19 protein-coding genes are annotated in these 16,141 nt (G+C 69.3%); 12 read left to right on the forward strand and 7 right to left on the reverse strand.

Translation table 11 applies throughout. The annotated features are described in order from the left end of the window. Positions 1-22: 22 nt before the first annotated feature. The 4 genes from ACXAID_RS11740 to ACXAID_RS11755 all read left to right on the forward strand — a co-directional run bounded on the left by ACXAID_RS11740 (position 23) and on the right by ACXAID_RS11755 (position 3,696). On the forward strand, positions 23-679 hold the full coding sequence (locus ACXAID_RS11740) for a helix-turn-helix domain-containing protein (RefSeq protein WP_475022401.1): 657 nt from the start codon (positions 23-25) through the stop codon (positions 677-679). A 175-nt stretch (positions 680-854) separates the two neighbouring features. Next, the gene (leuA, locus tag ACXAID_RS11745) at positions 855-2,696 is read left to right on the forward strand and encodes a 2-isopropylmalate synthase (protein ID WP_475022383.1); all 1,842 of its coding nucleotides are present in this window, start codon (positions 855-857) and stop codon (positions 2,694-2,696) included. Positions 2,697-2,711: 15 nt separating this feature from the next. After that, entirely contained in the window at positions 2,712-3,188 is a 477-nt protein-coding gene (locus ACXAID_RS11750) for a hypothetical protein (RefSeq protein ID WP_475022384.1), read from the forward strand. A gap of 124 nt (positions 3,189-3,312) precedes the next feature. Next, positions 3,313-3,696: a hypothetical protein gene (locus ACXAID_RS11755; protein ID WP_475022385.1), complete on the forward strand. Its 384-nt coding sequence runs from the start codon at positions 3,313-3,315 to the stop codon at positions 3,694-3,696. A gap of 6 nt (positions 3,697-3,702) precedes the next feature. Here the strand turns inward: ACXAID_RS11755 and ACXAID_RS11760 are convergent, their stop codons facing one another. Further along, positions 3,703-4,704, reverse strand: a complete 1,002-nt coding sequence (locus tag ACXAID_RS11760) for a DEDDh family exonuclease (RefSeq protein ID WP_475022386.1) — start codon at positions 4,702-4,704, stop codon at positions 3,703-3,705. A gap of 77 nt (positions 4,705-4,781) precedes the next feature. On the opposite strand from ACXAID_RS11760, the gene ACXAID_RS11765 reads away from it, so the two are divergent. Both ACXAID_RS11765 and ACXAID_RS11770 read left to right on the forward strand, forming a co-directional pair. Next, positions 4,782-6,011 carry a MurT ligase domain-containing protein gene (locus ACXAID_RS11765; protein ID WP_475022387.1) on the forward strand — a complete coding sequence of 410 codons (1,230 nt, stop codon included), beginning with the start codon at positions 4,782-4,784 and terminating at the stop codon, positions 6,009-6,011. Then, positions 6,008-6,724: a type 1 glutamine amidotransferase gene (locus tag ACXAID_RS11770; RefSeq protein WP_475022388.1), complete on the forward strand. Its 717-nt coding sequence runs from the start codon at positions 6,008-6,010 to the stop codon at positions 6,722-6,724. Before ACXAID_RS11765 ends, ACXAID_RS11770 begins: the two co-directional genes overlap by 4 nt. 3 nt (positions 6,725-6,727) lie before the next feature. Here the strand turns inward: ACXAID_RS11770 and ACXAID_RS11775 are convergent, their stop codons facing one another. Then, positions 6,728-7,381, reverse strand: a complete 654-nt coding sequence (locus ACXAID_RS11775; RefSeq protein WP_475022389.1) for a response regulator — start codon at positions 7,379-7,381, stop codon at positions 6,728-6,730. Next, positions 7,378-8,595, reverse strand: a complete 1,218-nt coding sequence (locus ACXAID_RS11780; protein WP_475022390.1) for a sensor histidine kinase — start codon at positions 8,593-8,595, stop codon at positions 7,378-7,380. The genes ACXAID_RS11775 and ACXAID_RS11780 overlap by 4 nt, the downstream gene beginning before the upstream one ends. Positions 8,596-8,727: 132 nt before the next feature. Between ACXAID_RS11780 and ACXAID_RS11785 the strand changes: the two genes are divergently transcribed. Together ACXAID_RS11785 and ACXAID_RS11790 are read left to right on the forward strand one after the other, a co-directional pair. Next, positions 8,728-9,108: a hypothetical protein gene (locus tag ACXAID_RS11785; RefSeq protein ID WP_475022391.1), complete on the forward strand. Its 381-nt coding sequence runs from the start codon at positions 8,728-8,730 to the stop codon at positions 9,106-9,108. Next, positions 9,108-10,424, forward strand: coding sequence for a cytochrome P450 (locus tag ACXAID_RS11790; RefSeq protein WP_475022392.1), 1,317 nt, complete (start codon positions 9,108-9,110; stop codon positions 10,422-10,424). The genes ACXAID_RS11785 and ACXAID_RS11790 overlap by 1 nt, the downstream gene beginning before the upstream one ends. Before the next feature lie 2 nt (positions 10,425-10,426). On the opposite strand, the gene recR is transcribed toward ACXAID_RS11790, so the two are convergent. Next, positions 10,427-11,038, reverse strand: coding sequence for a recombination mediator RecR (gene recR / locus ACXAID_RS11795; RefSeq protein WP_475022393.1), 612 nt, complete (start codon positions 11,036-11,038; stop codon positions 10,427-10,429). 11 nt (positions 11,039-11,049) lie between these two features. Then, a complete protein-coding gene (locus ACXAID_RS11800) occupies positions 11,050-11,382 on the reverse strand; it encodes a YbaB/EbfC family nucleoid-associated protein (RefSeq protein ID WP_475022394.1) in 333 nt (110 codons plus the stop codon). A gap of 138 nt (positions 11,383-11,520) precedes the next feature. On the opposite strand from ACXAID_RS11800, the gene ACXAID_RS11805 reads away from it, so the two are divergent. After that, the gene (locus ACXAID_RS11805; protein WP_475022395.1) at positions 11,521-12,288 is read left to right on the forward strand and encodes an Rv3717 family N-acetylmuramoyl-L-alanine amidase; all 768 of its coding nucleotides are present in this window, start codon (positions 11,521-11,523) and stop codon (positions 12,286-12,288) included. Here ACXAID_RS11805 and ACXAID_RS11810 read toward each other — a convergent pair. Further along, the gene (locus tag ACXAID_RS11810) at positions 12,285-12,761 is read right to left on the reverse strand and encodes an SRPBCC family protein (RefSeq protein ID WP_475022402.1); all 477 of its coding nucleotides are present in this window, start codon (positions 12,759-12,761) and stop codon (positions 12,285-12,287) included. The genes ACXAID_RS11805 and ACXAID_RS11810 overlap by 4 nt on opposite strands. Before the next feature lie 67 nt (positions 12,762-12,828). Between ACXAID_RS11810 and ACXAID_RS11815 the strand changes: the two genes are divergently transcribed. Genes ACXAID_RS11815 through ACXAID_RS11825 form a run of 3 tightly spaced genes read left to right on the forward strand, consistent with a single transcriptional unit; the run spans position 12,829 to position 15,940 of the window. Then, a complete protein-coding gene (locus tag ACXAID_RS11815; protein ID WP_475022396.1) occupies positions 12,829-14,208 on the forward strand; it encodes an FAD-binding oxidoreductase in 1,380 nt (459 codons plus the stop codon). Continuing rightward, entirely contained in the window at positions 14,205-15,539 is a 1,335-nt protein-coding gene (locus ACXAID_RS11820; protein WP_475022397.1) for a class I SAM-dependent methyltransferase, read from the forward strand. The genes ACXAID_RS11815 and ACXAID_RS11820 overlap by 4 nt, the downstream gene beginning before the upstream one ends. A 14-nt stretch (positions 15,540-15,553) precedes the next feature. After that, the gene (locus tag ACXAID_RS11825; RefSeq protein ID WP_475022398.1) at positions 15,554-15,940 is read left to right on the forward strand and encodes a hypothetical protein; all 387 of its coding nucleotides are present in this window, start codon (positions 15,554-15,556) and stop codon (positions 15,938-15,940) included. Between the two features lie 3 nt (positions 15,941-15,943). Here the strand turns inward: ACXAID_RS11825 and ACXAID_RS11830 are convergent. Then, on the reverse strand, positions 15,944-16,141 hold a 198-nt coding region (locus tag ACXAID_RS11830), incomplete at its 5' end, for a hypothetical protein (protein WP_475022399.1).

The raw sequence follows: 16,141 nt of genomic DNA on the forward strand, positions 1-16,141 counted from the left end.
TCACGCCGACGATCACGTCCCGCTGCTGCGCGCAGAATCCGATTCGTTGCTCCGCAACAGATCCGGCACCGCCCGCGACCGCAACCCCGCCGAACCCGTCGAAGAACTCGAGATCGAGTCGGCGATCGGGCACAACGTGCGCCAACTGCGGCTGCAGCAGGGTCTGACGGTGGCCGAGACGGCGGCCCGGGTCGGCATCTCCAAGGCGATGATGAGCAAGATCGAGAACGCGCAGACCTCGTGCAGCCTGTCCACCCTCGCCCTGCTCGCCAAGGGCTTCGACGTGCCGGTGACCAGCCTGTTCCGCGGCGCCGACGTCGAGCGGCCGGCCGCGTTCACCAAGTCGGGCGCCGGAGCGCGCATCGTGCGCGAAGGCACCCGGGAAGGCCATGACTACCAGCTGCTGGGCTCGCTGCGCGGCGAGCACAAACGGCTGGAATGCCTGCACGTCACGCTGTCGGAGAAGAGCCAGACCTACCCGCTGTTCCAGCACCCGGGCACCGAGTTCATCTACATGCTCGAAGGGGTCATGGACTACAGCCACAGCCGCACGGTGTACCGGCTGCATCCCGGTGATTCGCTGCAGCTCGACGGTGAGGGCGCGCACGGGCCCGTCGACCTCGTCGAGGTGCCGATCCGGTTCCTGTCGGTGATCGCGTTCCCCGACTCCCAGGTGTGACCAGCAGGCCGCCGGGCGGGTTTGGGCATCCGCACCAACCAGGGGTAGTCTTTCACGCGTGCAGCGGGTGCTCCTTCTCGGACGCCGCGACGGGGTCTGATCAGACCGGCTTCCCGTCGCGGGTGTTTGGTGATGCGCCGGTCGAAGTCCCCCAGACCCCCTGAGAGCGCAGATCATGACCGAGAACGTCAACCCGGCCAATTTCAACTCCGCTGACGCGTTCGCGTCGGTACGCACCATCAGCACCCCCGCCGGTGCTCCCCACCCCGGCCAGCCCGCCTGGAACACCCAGCGCGCCTCGGCGATGCCGGTGAACCGCTACCGCAGCTTCGACGAAGAGGTCGAGCCCATCCGGCTGCCCGACCGCACCTGGCCCGACAAGGCCATCGCCACCGCACCGATGTGGTGCGCGGTGGACCTGCGCGACGGCAACCAGGCGCTGATCGACCCGATGAGCCCGGCCCGCAAGCGCCGCATGTTCGACCTGCTGGTGCGGATGGGTTACAAGGAGATCGAGGTCGGCTTCCCGTCGGCCAGCCAGACCGACTTCGACTTCGTCCGCGAGATTATCGCCGACGGTGCGATCCCCGACGACGTGACGATCCAGGTGCTCACCCAGTGCCGGCCCGAACTGGTCGCACGCACCTTCGCCGCCTGCGAGGGCGCGCCCCGCGCGATCGTGCACTTCTACAACTCGACGTCGATCCTGCAGCGCCGGGTGGTGTTCCGGGCCGACCGCGACGAGGTGAAGAAGATCGCCACCGAGGGCGCCCGGATGTGCGTCGAGGAGGCCAAGAAGTACCCCGACACCAAGTGGCGTTTCGAGTACTCCCCGGAGTCCTACACCGGCACCGAGCTGGAGTACGCCGTCGACGTGTGCAACGCGGTGGCCGAGATCATCGCGCCCACCCCGGAGTGGCCGCTGATCGTCAACCTGCCCGCCACCGTCGAGATGGCCACCCCCAACGTCTACGCCGATTCGATCGAGTGGATGAACCGGCACCTGGCACCGCGCGACTCGATCATCTTGAGCCTGCACCCGCACAACGACCGCGGCACCGCCGTGGCCGCCGCCGAACTGGGCTACGCCGCAGGCGCCGACCGCATCGAGGGCTGCCTGTTCGGAAACGGTGAGCGCACCGGCAACGTGTGTCTGGTGACGCTGGGGCTGAACCTGTTCAGCCGCGGGGTGGATCCGCAGATCGACTTCTCCAACATCGACGAGATCCGCCGCACCGTCGAGTACTGCAACCAGCTCGGCGTCCACGAACGCCACCCCTACGGCGGCGACCTGGTCTACACCGCGTTCTCGGGCAGCCATCAGGACGCCATCAACAAGGGCCTGGACGCGATGAAGGTCTCCGCCGACGAGCAGGACTCCGATGTCGAGGACATCCTGTGGCAGGTTCCGTACCTGCCGATCGACCCGAAGGACGTCGGACGCACCTACGAGGCCGTCATCCGGGTCAACTCGCAGTCCGGCAAGGGCGGCGTCGCCTACATCATGAAGGCCGATCACGGGCTGGCGCTGCCCCGGCGGCTGCAGATCGAGTTCAGCCGCGCGATCCAAAGGATCGCAGAAGGCCCAGGCGGGGAGGGCGGCGAGGTGTCGCCGAAGGTGATGTGGGACGCCTTCCGCGAGGAGTACCTGGCGCCGATCACGCCGCTGGAGCGGATCAAGCAGCGGGTGGACGCCGCGGAGGTCGACGGCGGCACCGACACCGTCAGCGCGGTGGTCAAGATCGACGGTGTCGAACGCGAGATCGTCGGCGCCGGCAACGGCCCGCTGGCCGCGTTCTGCGACGCGCTCGGAGCCGTCGGCTTCGACATCAACGTGCTGGACTACTCCGAGCATGCGATGTCCTCGGGCGAGGAAGCCCAGGCCGCCGCCTACGTCGAGGCCTCGATCGGTGGCCGGACGGTGTGGGGTGTGGGCATCGCGACCTCCATCACCACCGCATCGCTGCGGGCCGTCGTGTCCGCAGTCAACCGCGCCGCGCGGCTCGCCCAGGGCTGAGCCGACCCGGCGCCGGTGAGCACCTCCGTTCTGCCGCTGGCGCGTGCCCACTGGCTGTTCCAGCTGGCCGGCGCCAGCGTCGGGGTGACGGCCGCGTTGTTGCTCCTCGGCGCCGCGGCGGCCGGCCTGGCCGACCCGCTCTATCTGCTGTTGGCGGTGGCGGGGCTGGCGATGTTCGGCATGGTGTTCGTGGCCACCGTCCGCGCGCTGGCCACCGACGGGCTGCGGCTGCGTGACGACGGCTTCGGCTACAGCGGACGCGACTACCGGTGGTCGGACATCGCCGAGTTCACCCCGGTCGGGTTCTTCGGAAAGTCGCATGTCCGGATCGTCTTCCGGCCCGGCGCCGACCTGGACGGCGAGGTGCGGCTGGCGCAGGCCTGCGGCCGGTTCGGCTTCTATCACCCCGCCGCGCACCTCCCGGTCAAGGGCTTCGCCACCGGCGGCCGATCGTTGGCGGCGGTGCTCAATGACCGGTTGAGGGCCGGTTGAACAGCCGATGACGCCGATCACAACGTCGTCACAACCGTTGCGGTGCGATTGCGGCGGGCCCCCCGGGGCGTGTTTAACTGGCGCCTGCGCAAACAGCGTCACCGCCGGTTAAGGAGCAGCCGTCATGTGGAATACCTTCTGGGATTTCCTGTGGACCACCATCGTCATCTTCGCGTTCATCGCGTACCTGATGATCTTGTTCAACATCCTGATCGACATGTTCTGGCGCGACCACAAGACATCGGGCTGGATCAAGGCGATCTGGGTGATCTTCCTGATCCTGTTGCCCTACCTGACGGCGCTGGTGTACCTGATCGCCCGCGGCAAGGGCATGGCCGAACGGGCGCGCGAGCAGGCCATGCAGGCCAAGCAGGACACCGACGAATACATCAAGCAGGCCGCCGGCAGGTCCCCGGCCCAGGAGATCGCCGACGCCAAGAACCTGTTGGAGACCGGCACCATCACGCAGGCCGAGTTCGACGCGCTGAAGGCCAAGGCGCTGGGCTGAGGCCGCTCAGAAGAGCGTGAACTGGTCGTCGGCGGTGGTGGTGTCGGTGAACGGCTCGATGCCGGCACCACCGACCACCGCGTCCAGTAACCCCATGAAGTCGGTGCTGGCGACCAGCGGCACCCCGAGCCCGCTGGCCTGATAGCCCTTGCCCTGCCCGGGTGCGGTGTCATCGCAGACGATCAGCGAGGTGTGGGCGTCGACCACCTCGGTGTAGGCCAGCCCGGCGTGCAGGATGCGCTCGATGAGTTCCTCGTGCGTTCGGCCGACCACGCCGGCCAGGCCGACACGCATGCCCTGCACCAGCGGGCGCTGCGGAACGAACCGGCCCGGGTTGGCGTACGGGCACGGTCGCCGCGCGGCCAGCACCTTCAACGGGTGCAGTTCATCGTGGGTGACCCGCCCGTTGGGCCAGGTCCGGCGCGTGACGGGGTGCACCGGCAGCCACACCTTGCGTTCCCCGGCCCGCACCAGCGCGGGTTTGAGGATCTGCGCGAGCACCATGGCGTCGTCGAGCGCGTCGTGCGGCCGCATCTGGCTGACCCCCCAGTGCGCGGCCACCGTCTCCAGCCGCAGGTTGGCCAGCCCCAGGTCGAGCCGGCGGGCCAGCTCGACGGTGCACATCACCGTCTCGGTGGGCAGTTCGACGTCCACCAGCTCTGCTTCGGCGGCTAGAAACGAGTAGTCGAACCCGACGTTGTGGGCGACCAGCGTGCGGCCGCGCAGCACCTCGACGAGGTCGGGTGCGATGTCGCCGAAGCTCGGTTGGCCCGCCAGCATCTCGGCGGTCAGGCCGTGGACATGCGTCGGGCCCGGGTCGACCCCGGGATCGAGCAGGCTGTACAGGCTCTTCTCGACGTTGCCGTCCTCGCTGAGGGCCAGCGCCGCCACACTGACGATGCGCGCCTGCCCGGGCCGGAACCCCGAGGTCTCGACGTCGACCACGGCCCAGCCGGAACGGGATTGACCGGCCGGTCTGCCCCAGTCACATCCGCCGGTTGAGCTCACATTTCGAGCATGGCACGCACCGCTGACATGCCCTGCGCCATCACCCCGCGTGTCGGGTGTTCTTCTAGACTCCCGGCATGATCACCCCACGCGGACGTGTCGCGCTGACGGCCGGCTCCGCCGCCCGCTGGGCGTCGCGGGTCACCGGTCGCGGGGCCGGCGCGATGATCGGCGGGCTGGTCGCGATGATCCTGGACCGCAGCATCCTCGGCCAGCTCGGCGCGGACCGCCGCACCGTGGTGATCACCGGCACGAACGGCAAATCCACCACCACCCGGATGACGGCGGCGGCGCTGGCCACCATGGGCGAGGTGGCCACCAACGCCGAGGGGGCCAACATGGACGCCGGGCTGGTCGCCGCGCTGGCCGCCGCCCCGACCGCCCCGCTCGCCGCGCTCGAGGTCGACGAGATGCACGTCCCGCACGTCTTGGATGCTGTGGACGCCGCGGTCATCATCATGCTCAACCTGTCCCGCGACCAACTCGACCGGGTCGGTGAGATCAACCACATCGAGCGCACGCTGCGGGCGGGCCTGGCCCGCCACCCGGGTGCGGTGGTGGTCGCCAACTGTGACGACGTCCTGATGACCTCGGCCGCCTACGACAGCCCGAACGTGGTGTGGGTCGCCGCCGGCGGCGGCTGGGCCGGTGACTCGGTGAGCTGCCCACGCTCGGGCGAGGTCATCGTGCGCGAACAGGCGCACTGGTACTCCACCGGCTGCGACTTCAAGCGGCCGACCCCGCAATGGTGGTTCGACGACACCCACATCCACGGGCCCGACGGACTGTCCCTGCCGATGCGGCTGACGCTGCCGGGAACGGTGAACCGCGGCAACGCCACCCAGGCGGTGGCCGCGGCGGTGGCCCTGGGCGCCGACCCCACCGCGGCGGTGACCGCGGTGTCGGCCGTCGACGAGGTCGCCGGCCGGTACCGGACCGTGCGCATCGGGACGCACACCGCGCGGATCCTGCTGGCCAAGAACCCGGCCGGCTGGCAGGAGGCGCTGTCCATGGTCGACCGCGATGCCGCCGGCGTGGTGATCGCGGTCAACGGACAGGTCCCCGACGGGGAGGACCTGTCCTGGCTGTGGGACGTGCGCTTCGAGCACTTCGATTCCACCGCGGTGGTGGCCGCCGGGGAGCGCGGCACCGACCTGGCCGTGCGGCTCGGCTACGCCGGAGTCGAACACACGCTGGTGCACGACACCGCGCGCGCCATCGAGTCCTGCCCGCCGGGGCACGTCGAAGTGCTGGCCAACTACACCGCATTCCTGCATCTCAACCGCGTTCTGGAACGGGCCCGATGAGCGATTCGACGGTACGGATCGGGCTGGTGCTGCCCGACGTGATGGGCACCTACGGCGACGGCGGCAACGCGCTGGTGCTGCGGCAACGGTTGCGCCAGCGCGGGATCGCCGCCGAGATCGTCGAGATCACCCTCGCCGATCCGGTGCCGGCCGAACTGGACCTCTACACTCTCGGCGGCGCCGAGGACTACGCGCAGCGGCTGGCCACCAAACACCTCATCCGCTATCCCGGCTTACAGCAGGCCATTTCACGCGGGGCACCGGTGCTGGCGATCTGTGCGGCGATCCAGGTGCTCGGCCACTGGTACGAGACGTCGGCGGGGGAACGGGTCGACGGGGTGGGGGTGCTGGACGTGACCACATCCCCGCAGCCCGAACGCACCATCGGCGAGGTCGCCGCGACACCGCTGATCGACGGTTTGACCGAACCCCTCACCGGATTCGAAAACCATCGGGGTGGAACGGTTCTCGGGACCAACGCGCGCCCGCTCGCCGCCGTGACCAAGGGAGCGGGCAACCGGGCCGGGGACGGGTTCGACGGCGCGGTGCAGGGCAGCATCGTGGCCACCTACCTGCACGGCTGCTGCCTGGCCCGCAATCCGGAGCTGGCTGATCACCTGCTGGCCACCGTGGTCGGCCCGCTGGCTCCGCTGGACCTGCCCGAGGTCACCCGATTGCGTGCCGAACGGCTGGCCGCACCACGCCGGGTCTAGTCGTCACGGCACCGCGATGCCGTGCTGGTAGGCGTAGACGATGGCCGCGGCACGGTCGCGCAGGCCGAGTTTGACGAAGATCCGGCCGATGTGGCTCTTGACGGTGACACCGGAGATGAACAGTTCCGCGGCGATCTCACCGTTGGAACGCCCCTTGGCGATCAGCGTCAGGACGTCGAGCTCGCGCGGCGTCAACTCCGCGACCGCCTCGGGAAGCGGCTGCTGGGCGGCGGTGCGGTAGGTGCTCAGCACCCGGGAGGTGATCGACGGGTCGAGGTATCCGTCGCCGCGGGCCACCGCGTGGACCGCCCGGATCAGCTCCTCGGCAGGCGAGTCCTTCAGCACGAAACCCGCTGCGCCGGCCCGCAACACACCCGACAACAGCTCCTCGTCGCTGAATGTGGTCAGTGCCAGCACCGGCGGTCCGGCCCCGGCGGTGAGCAGGCGGGTCGCCTCGATTCCGTTGACGCGTTTCATCCTCAGATCCATCACCACGACATCAGGGTCGAGTGTAGCGACCGCCTCGGGTACCTCGTCGCCGTCGGAGCACTCTCCCACCACCTCGATACCGTCCCTGCGGCGCAGGATCCGGCGCAGTCCCGAGCGCACCAGCTCCTGGTCGTCGACCAGCAGTGCGCTGACCATGTCGGTGGTCATCCGCCGCGCCCCCACCGCGGGCAGGGCTGCTGATCGGTGTCGAGCGGGATGTCGGCGCGCACGATCCACCGGTCGGCGACCGGGCCGGCCTGGATCGTGCCGCCGAGCAACTCGACCCGCTGCCGCATGCCACGCATTCCGCGGCCCTCCGCCCGAGGTGCGCCGACCACCGCGGGCAGCCGGCTGGTCACGGTCAGGGTGGCCGTCGCAGCCGGACCCGGGGTGACGACCAGTGTCATCTCCGAATCGGCGTCCGAGGCGTGCTTGGCGATGTTGGCCAGCGACTCCTGGGCTATGCGGTACAGCGCCAGCCCGGCCGCCGCGGAGATGCGGTCCTGACCGCCGCTGGTCTGCAGCGAGACGCGCAGCCCGGCGCGGACGAAGTCGTCGACCAGGTCGGGCAGGTCACCCACCCCCGGCTCGGGCGCCGTCTTGGCGACCGCGTCGTCGAGCAGGCCCACGGTGCTGCGGATGTCGGCCATCGCCTGACGTCCCAGCCGCTCGGCCTCCTCCAGCGCGTCCACCGCCTCGTCGATGTCGCGGTCTTCCTTCAGTCCGCGGCGCGCACCGGTGACATGCAGCAGGGTCACGCTCAGCGAGTGCGCGATCACATCGTGGACCTCGCGCGCGATACGGCGGCGTTCGTCGGCCGCCGCATGCTCGGCGAGCTGCTGCTGAGCTTGGCGCTGCTCGACGAGTAGCTGCTGCTGGATCCGCATCAGATAGCCGACCAGCCAGCCGATCCCGATGAAGCTCAGATACAGCGCCGGCGTCTCGACCCGGCCCAGCGCCGCCGCCCCCGCCAGCAGAGCCGCCGAAGACCCGGCGGCCAGCAGCCCGCCGCGTATCGAGGACATCGAACCGACCACCCCGGCCAGCATGCTCAGCAGCACGGGCGCGAAGTCACCCCGGATCGGCGTGGCGGTGGCGAACAGCAGGATCGCCGTGCACACCGTCCACGAGATCCACAGCGCGAACGCCTCGTAGGCCAGCACGTCGAAGATCACGAAGACGACCCACGGCAGGCACGCCACCGCGATCGCGGCAGCCGCGATCCACCATTGCGAAACCGGCCGCTGGGCGGCGGCGATCACCGCGACGACGACCAGCGCGATGTCGATGCTGACGATGAACGGCAAGGTGTAACCACCCGGCAGCTCATCGCTTCGGCGAAGCACGTGGCGCCGGAACCGGCGGTGCACCGCGCCCAGCATCGTGTCATCGTAGGTCGATCGACGCCGCGCCGACATCAGCCCGCGGTATGCAACGCTCTCCTACCGCAGTAGGAGGGCCGGTTCGGCCCCCGGCACGACGTTTTCGGCTGCCCGGCCTCATAGCGTCGAGGCATGACATGGTCACAGTTGCACGAGCGCATGGCATTCATGGCAGGCATGGTCGAGCGGGCGGCCACCGATCCCGAGGGCACGTTGGCTCTCGCCGCGGCGTCCCCGGATATCGGCCGGCTGTTCGGGGACGAAGAGGGGCTGCTGCTGGCGCTGCGGCACCGCTGGGTCACCATGCTGGCCGCCAAGCTGGATCAGGCCTCCTACGACGACGTGCCCGCCGATCAGGCGCGCGCCGACCTGGCCGCGGCCCACCCGGGACTGCGCGCGCTGCTCGAGGCGGCGGCCCGCCGGTCGGTGCGGGTGCGCTCGCTGGATCGCGGGGAACAGCGCATGGTCGACATCTACGCCGGTCCGCGTGCCGAAGACCAGACGGTGGCCTGATGGCGACGGCACAGGTGTGGTTCCGGTGGGCCGCCGCGCACGGCCTCCCACGGGGGGTGCTGACCGTCCGGGCGCGTCGCGGCGACCCGCTGGCCCAGCTACTGCTCGGCCGCGCCGACCGCGCCCAGCGGGTGGGTCTGATCGAGGACATCCGGGCGCGGGGACGGCTGGTGCGCACGCCGGCCGTCTGGGTCAGCGCCGACCACGAAGTCTGTCGGCAGATCCTGCGTAGCAACGATTTCGGCATCACCGATCCGAACGAGACCGCTCTGCCCGCCGGCCTGCTGGGCCTGGCGCGGCGCGCCGACCCGGGGTTGCCGAACCCGGTCGAGCCGCCGTCGATGCTGATGACCGATCCACCGCTGCACACCGAATTCCGCCGCCTGGTCGCGCGCAGCTTCACCCCCCGGTCGATCGCCACGCTGGAATCGCGGATCGACGACCTCACCACCGCGCTGCTCGACGAGCTGTCCGGACGCGACGTCGTCGACCTGGTGGCCGACTACGCGGCGCAACTTCCGGCCGCGGTGATCACCGAGATCCTCGGCGTCCCCGCAGCCGACCGGCAGCGCATCCTGAGTTGGGGAACCAGCGTGGCCCCACTTCTCGACATCGGTATCAGCTGGCCGGCCTACCGCGCCGCCATGGACGAGCTGCGCCACATCGACGACTACCTGGGCGCGCATTTCGCCCGGCTGCGCAGCGAAGGCGACGACGGCACACCGTTCAGCGCGATGGCGCTGGAGGGTGGCTTGTCCGCGCGCGAGCTCACCTCGAACGCCGCTCTGCTCGTCGGTGCCGGGGTCGAGACGACCGTCAATCTGATCGGCAACGGAATCGCCGCCCTGTTGGACCACCCAGGGCAGCTGGAGTTGCTGGCCGAGGACCCCGGACTGTGGCCGTCGGCGGTCGAGGAGATTCTCCGGTTCGCCAGCCCGGTCCAGATGACGGCCCGAAAAGCGCACTGCGACACAGAGATCACCGGGTTCGCCGTCCGCGAGGGCGAGGTGGTCGTGATGCTGCTGGGCGGGGCCAACCGGGATCCGGCTGTGTTCGACGAACCCGACCGGTTCGACATCACCCGGTCGAACGCCCGCGAGCACCTGGCGTTCGCCACCGGGATCCATGTGTGCCTCGGCGCCGCGCTGGCCCGCATCGAAGGCGCCACCGCGCTGCGCGGGCTCTTCGAGCGCTACCCCGACCTGTGCCTGGCCGGCGCGGCCCAGCCCCGCTCGCTGGTCAATCTGCACGGTTTTCGGTCGATGCCGGCGACCGTCAGGCCGCAGACAGCCGGACGAAGCTCCGCTGTTCGGTGACCTCAGGCCAGCGCGCGGCGACCGGCCAGCGCCCGGCCCAGGGTCAGCTCGTCGGCGAACTCCAGATCCCCACCCATCGGCAGGCCCGAGGCGATCCGGGTCACCGTCAGCCCCGGGATGTCGCGCAGCATCCGAACCAGGTAGGTCGCGGTGGCCTCGCCTTCGGTGTTCGGGTCGGTCGCGATGATCACCTCGGCGACCTCGACGTCGTCGACCCGCTCCCCGATCCTGTTCAACAGTTCCCGGATGCGCAGTTGGTCGGGCCCCACCCCGGACAACGGGTCCAGCGCGCCGCCGAGCACGTGGTAGCGGCCGCGGAACTCCCGGGTGCGCTCCACCGCCTGCACGTCCTTGGGCTCTTCGACGACGCACACCAGCGACGCGTCCCGGCGCGGATCACTGCAGATGCGGCAGCGCTCGTTGTCGCTGACGTTGCCGCACACCTCGCAGAACGTCACCCCGTCGCGGATCCTGCCGAGCACCGCGGTGAGCCGGTCGATGTCGGGCGGTTCGACCGACAGCAAATGGAACGCGATGCGCTGGGCGCTCTTGGGCCCGATGCCGGGCAGCTTGCCCAGCTCGTCGATCAGATCCTGGACGGGTCCTTCGAACATCTACGGTGCGGTCACATACCGGGCAGGCCGAGCCCGCCCATGCCACCGGCCAGCGGTCCCAGCCGGTCGTGGGCCAGGATGGTGACCTGCTTGGCGGCGTCGCCGATGGCGCCGACGATGAGGTCCTGCAGAGTCTCCGGATCGGACGGATCGATCACGGTCGGATCGATGGACACCGCCACCACCTCACCGCTGCCCCGCATCGTGACCTGGACCAATCCGCCCCCGGCCTGACCGTGTACCTCGGAGTTGGCGAGCGCTTCCTGAGCCTCCATCAACTGCTGCTGCACCTGCTGCGCCTGCGCGAGGAGGGCGGACATATCGGGTTGGCCGTCGGGCTGCATGGCTGAATCCTCTGTAGATATCGGTTCGGTGCGGGTTGATGTGCGGAATGTGTCGTCTCTGTCTCGACTTGGTTGCGCTCGCCCTGATGGGGCGCTTCGGCCTATCAGCCTAGTCGCCGTGCGGGCTACCGTGGCGCGGTGCACGTACCAGCAATCCTGCGTGTCGGCATCCGGACCGGGTCGGCTCTGGCCGTCGGGATACTCCTCGCGGCCACGACCATCACCGCGCCCGCCCATGCGGCACCCACGAACGTCGCCGGCATGATCGTCTTCCTGGACCCGGGCCACCAGGGCTCCAACGACCCCGCCGTGCTCAGCAGGCAGGTGCCCACCGGCCGCGGCGGCACCAAGGACTGCCAGACCAGCGGCAGCGCGACCGACGACGGGTACCCCGAACACACCTTCAACTGGGACACCACGCTGCGGATCCGGCAGGCGCTCACCGCGCTGGGCGTGCGCACGGCCATGTCCCGCGGCGACGACACCGGCCCGGGCCCGTGCGTGGACGAGCGGGCCGCACTGGCGAATGCGATCCAGCCGAACGCGATCGTGTCGATCCACGCCGACGGCGGACCGGCGACCGGCCGCGGCTTCCACGTGCTCTACGCGAACCCGCCGCTCAACGCCGCCCAGGCCGGCCCCGCGGTTCAGCTCGCCCGCACGATGCGCGACAACCTGGCCGGGTCGGGCATCCCGGCGTCGAACTACATCGGCTCCTCGGGTCTGAACCCGCGCTCGGACATCGCCGGGCTCAACCTGGCCCAGTATCCGTCGATCCTCGTCGAACTCGGGAACATGAAGAACCCGGCAGACTCGGCGCTGATGAAAACGCCCGAGGGAAGGCAGAAATACGCCGAGGCCGTGGTCCGCGGCATCGTCGCGTACCTGGCCGCCCAGCGCGGCTAGTCGTCCTCGACCGCTCCGGTGCCCTCGACACCGAGCGTGCCCTCCACCTCGCGCTTCAGGTTGCCCAGCACCTCGGCCTGGATCCTGCGCAGCCCGATCGGGGCGAAGATCCTCTCGAAGAACCCGCCGATGCCGCCGGCGCCCTTCCAGGACGTCTTGAGGGTGACCGACGAGCCCGGTCCCGCCGGCGCGACGGTCCAGTTGGTCACCATCGAGGAGTTCGCGTCCCTCTCGATGACGGTGCGGCCGGCGACGTCGACAGTGGCCTTCACCTGCCGCGACCGCGACTTGGTGGCCTGCAGCTTCCACTCCGCCACGGTGCCCGCGCCCTGCCCGCCCTCGAGGACCCGATAGCCGCTGTAGTGCGAGGAGAGGATCCGCGGACGCATCGCCTCGTAGTCGGCCACGGCCCCGAGCACCGTCGCCGGGTCGGCGTCGATCAAGTCCGTGCTGGTCGCGCTGACCTGTGCCATCAGTGAAAACTCCTTGTCCGGGCCCAGAGCGGTCGCATCGGTTGCCACCGCGGACTAGCGTATATGTGTGTCTGCCGCAGCGACCGACGCATGGGCTGCTCACGCCGAAGGTGTGCAGCGGCTGCTGGACAGCTATCGCGCCATCCCCGTTGACGCGACGGTGCGCCTCGCCAAGCCCACCTCCAACCTGTTCCGGGCCCGCGCCAAGGCGACCGCGCAGGGCCTGGACACCTCTGGTCTGACCGGTGTCATCGACGTCGACCCGCAGGCCCGCACCGCCGATGTCGCAGGCATGTGTACCTACGAGGATCTCGTCGCCGCGACGCTGCCCCACGGACTCTCGCCGCTGGTGGTCCCCCAGCTCAAGACCATCACCCTCGGCGGCGCCGTCACCGGGCTGGGCATCGAGTCCGCGTCGTTCCGCAACGGCCTGCCGCACGAATCCGTCCTCGAGATGGACATCCTCACCGGTTCGGGCGACGTGGTGCGCGCCTCGGCTGACGAGAACCCCGATCTATTCGCGGCTTTCCCGAATTCCTATGGAACCCTGGGTTATTCGGTGCGACTGAAGATCGAGCTGGAACCGGTCAAGCCGTTCGTCGCCCTGCGGCACCTGCGGTTCCGGTCACTCGACGCGCTGATCGAGGCGATGGACCGGATCATCGACACCGGCGGCCTCGACGGTCAACGGGTGGACTACCTCGACGGCGTCGTGTTCAGCGCCGACGAGAGCTACCTGTGCGTCGGGGTGCAGACCAGCACCCCGGGCCCGGTCAGCGATTACACCGGAAAGAACATCTACTACCGCTCCATCCAGCACGAGGACGGCGAGAAGCACGATCGGCTCACCATCCACGACTACCTGTGGCGTTGGGACACCGACTGGTTCTGGTGCTCACGCGCGTTCGGGGCGCAGAACCCCCGGATCCGCCGCTGGTGGCCGCGGCGCTTTCGGCGCAGCAGCTTCTACTGGAAGCTCATCGGCTACGACCAGCGCTTCGGCATCGCCGACCGGATCGAGAAACGAAACGGTCGGCCGCCCCGCGAACGGGTTGTCCAGGACGTCGAGGTGCCGATCGAACGCACCGCCGAATTCCTGCGCTGGTTCCTCGACACCGTACCGATCGAGCCGATCTGGTTGTGCCCGTTGCGGCTTCGCGATGATCGCAGCTGGCCCCTCTACCCGATCCGCCCGGACCACACCTACGTCAACGTCGGATTCTGGTCCTCGGTGCCTGTCGGCCCCGAGGACGGGTACACCAACAAGATGATCGAACGCGAAGTCAGCATGCTCGACGGGCACAAGTCGCTGTACTCGGATTCGTTCTACTCACCGGATGAGTTCTCCTCGCTCTACGGCGGCGAGATCTACCAGACGGTGAAGAAAGCCTATGACCCGGATTCACGGTTTCTCGACCTGTATGCGAAGGCGGTGCGAAGGCAATGACCACATTTCGGGATCACACCAGCCCCGATCACACCACGGGGACGAACCCGGCCGACCACCGGCTCACACTGGCCGAGATCCTCGAGATCTTCGCCGCGGGCAGGCTGCCGCTGAGGTTCACCGCCTACGACGGCAGCAGCGCCGGCCCACCCGACGCCCCGCTGGGCCTCGACCTGCGCACCCCGCGCGGCACCACCTACCTGGCCACCGCGCCCGGTGACCTGGGACTGGCACGCGCCTACGTCTCCGGTGACCTGGAACCGCACGGGGTACATCCGGGTGACCCGTACGAGCTGCTCACCGCACTGGTGCAGAAACTGGACTTCAAGCGACCCCCGGCCCGGGTGCTGGCCCAGATCATCCGCTCCATCGGTATCGAGCACCTGTGGCCGATCGCCCCGCCGCCGCAGGAGGCGTTGCCCCGCTGGCGGCGCATCGCCGAAGGGCTACGGCACAGCAGGACCCGCGACGCCGAGGCCATCCACCATCACTACGACGTGTCGAACACGTTCTACGAGTGGGTGCTGGGCCCGTCGATGACCTACACCTGCGCGTGCTATCCGCACCCCGATTCGACGCTGGAGGACGCGCAGGAGAACAAGTACCGCCTGGTGTTCGAGAAGCTGCGCCTCTCCCCCGGTGACCGGCTGCTGGATGTGGGCTGCGGCTGGGGCGGCATGGTGCGCTACGCGGCCCGGCACGGGGTCAAGGCCATCGGGGTGACGCTGTCGGCGCAGCAGGCGGAGTGGGCGCAGAAGGCGATCGCCGAGGAGGGCCTCGGCGATCTGGCCGAGGTGCGCCACAGCGACTACCGCGATGTGCGCGAAACGCAGTTCGACGCGGTGTCCTCGATCGGTCTCACCGAGCACATCGGGGTGGCCAACTACCCCACCTACTTCCGCTTCCTGCAGTCCAAACTGCGCACCGGCGGCTTGCTGCTCAACCACTGCATCACCCGGCACGACAACCGGCACGGACCGTCGGCCGGCGGGTTCATCGACCGCTACGTGTTCCCCGACGGCGAACTCACCGGTTCGGGACGCATCATCACCGAACTGCAGGATGTCGGCATGGAGGTGGCGCACGAGGAGAACCTGCGCCACCACTACGCGATGACGCTGCGGGACTGGTGCGCCAACCTCGTCGAGCACTGGGACGAAGCCGTCGCCGAGGTCGGCCTGGCCACGGCCAAGGTCTGGGGGCTGTACATGGCCGGATCCCGGGTCGGCTTCGAACAGAACGCGATCCAGCTGCACCAGGTGCTGGCGGTCAAACTCGACACCAACGGCAACGACGGCGGGTTGCCGCTGCGGCCGTGGTGGACGGCCTAGGTGGGGGTGCGACGATGATCCGTTTCCTGTTACGCATCGCGGTGTTCCTGGGGTCCGCGGCGATCGGCCTGCTGGCCGCTTGGCTGCTGGTGCCGGGTGTGGGGATATCCCCGCTGGGCTTCATCGCCGCGGTGGTGATCTTCACGGTGGCCCAGGCGCTCCTGTCGCCGCTGTTCCTCAAGATGGCGACCAAGTACGCGTCGGCACTGCTCGGCGGCATCGGGGTGGTGTCCACCTTCGTCGCACTGCTGCTGGCGTCGTTGTTGTCGAACGGGCTGACCATCGACGGCATCGGATCCTGGATCGGGGCCACGGTGGTGGTCTGGCTGGTGACCGCGGTGGCGACGGTGGTGCTGCCGAAGTTCTTGTTGCGCGACGACCAGAACGCCGAGAAGTCCTAGCGGCTACCTGTTCTCGGCGCCGTCGATCCGCCGGGCACCCAGTTCGTTCTGCAGCAACTCCAACGCGGCTTCCTCCGGATCGCGGCGCGGGACGTGCGGGTCGGCGTTGCCGGCTTCGGCCAGCATGCTCTCTTCGTCGTCGGAATCGTCACGCGCCGGCGCCGGCGCCTGCGCCGGTTCGGCCGGCTGACGGGGCGGGTC

It is taken from the genome of Mycobacterium sp. ABE4_509 (assembly GCF_056160785.1).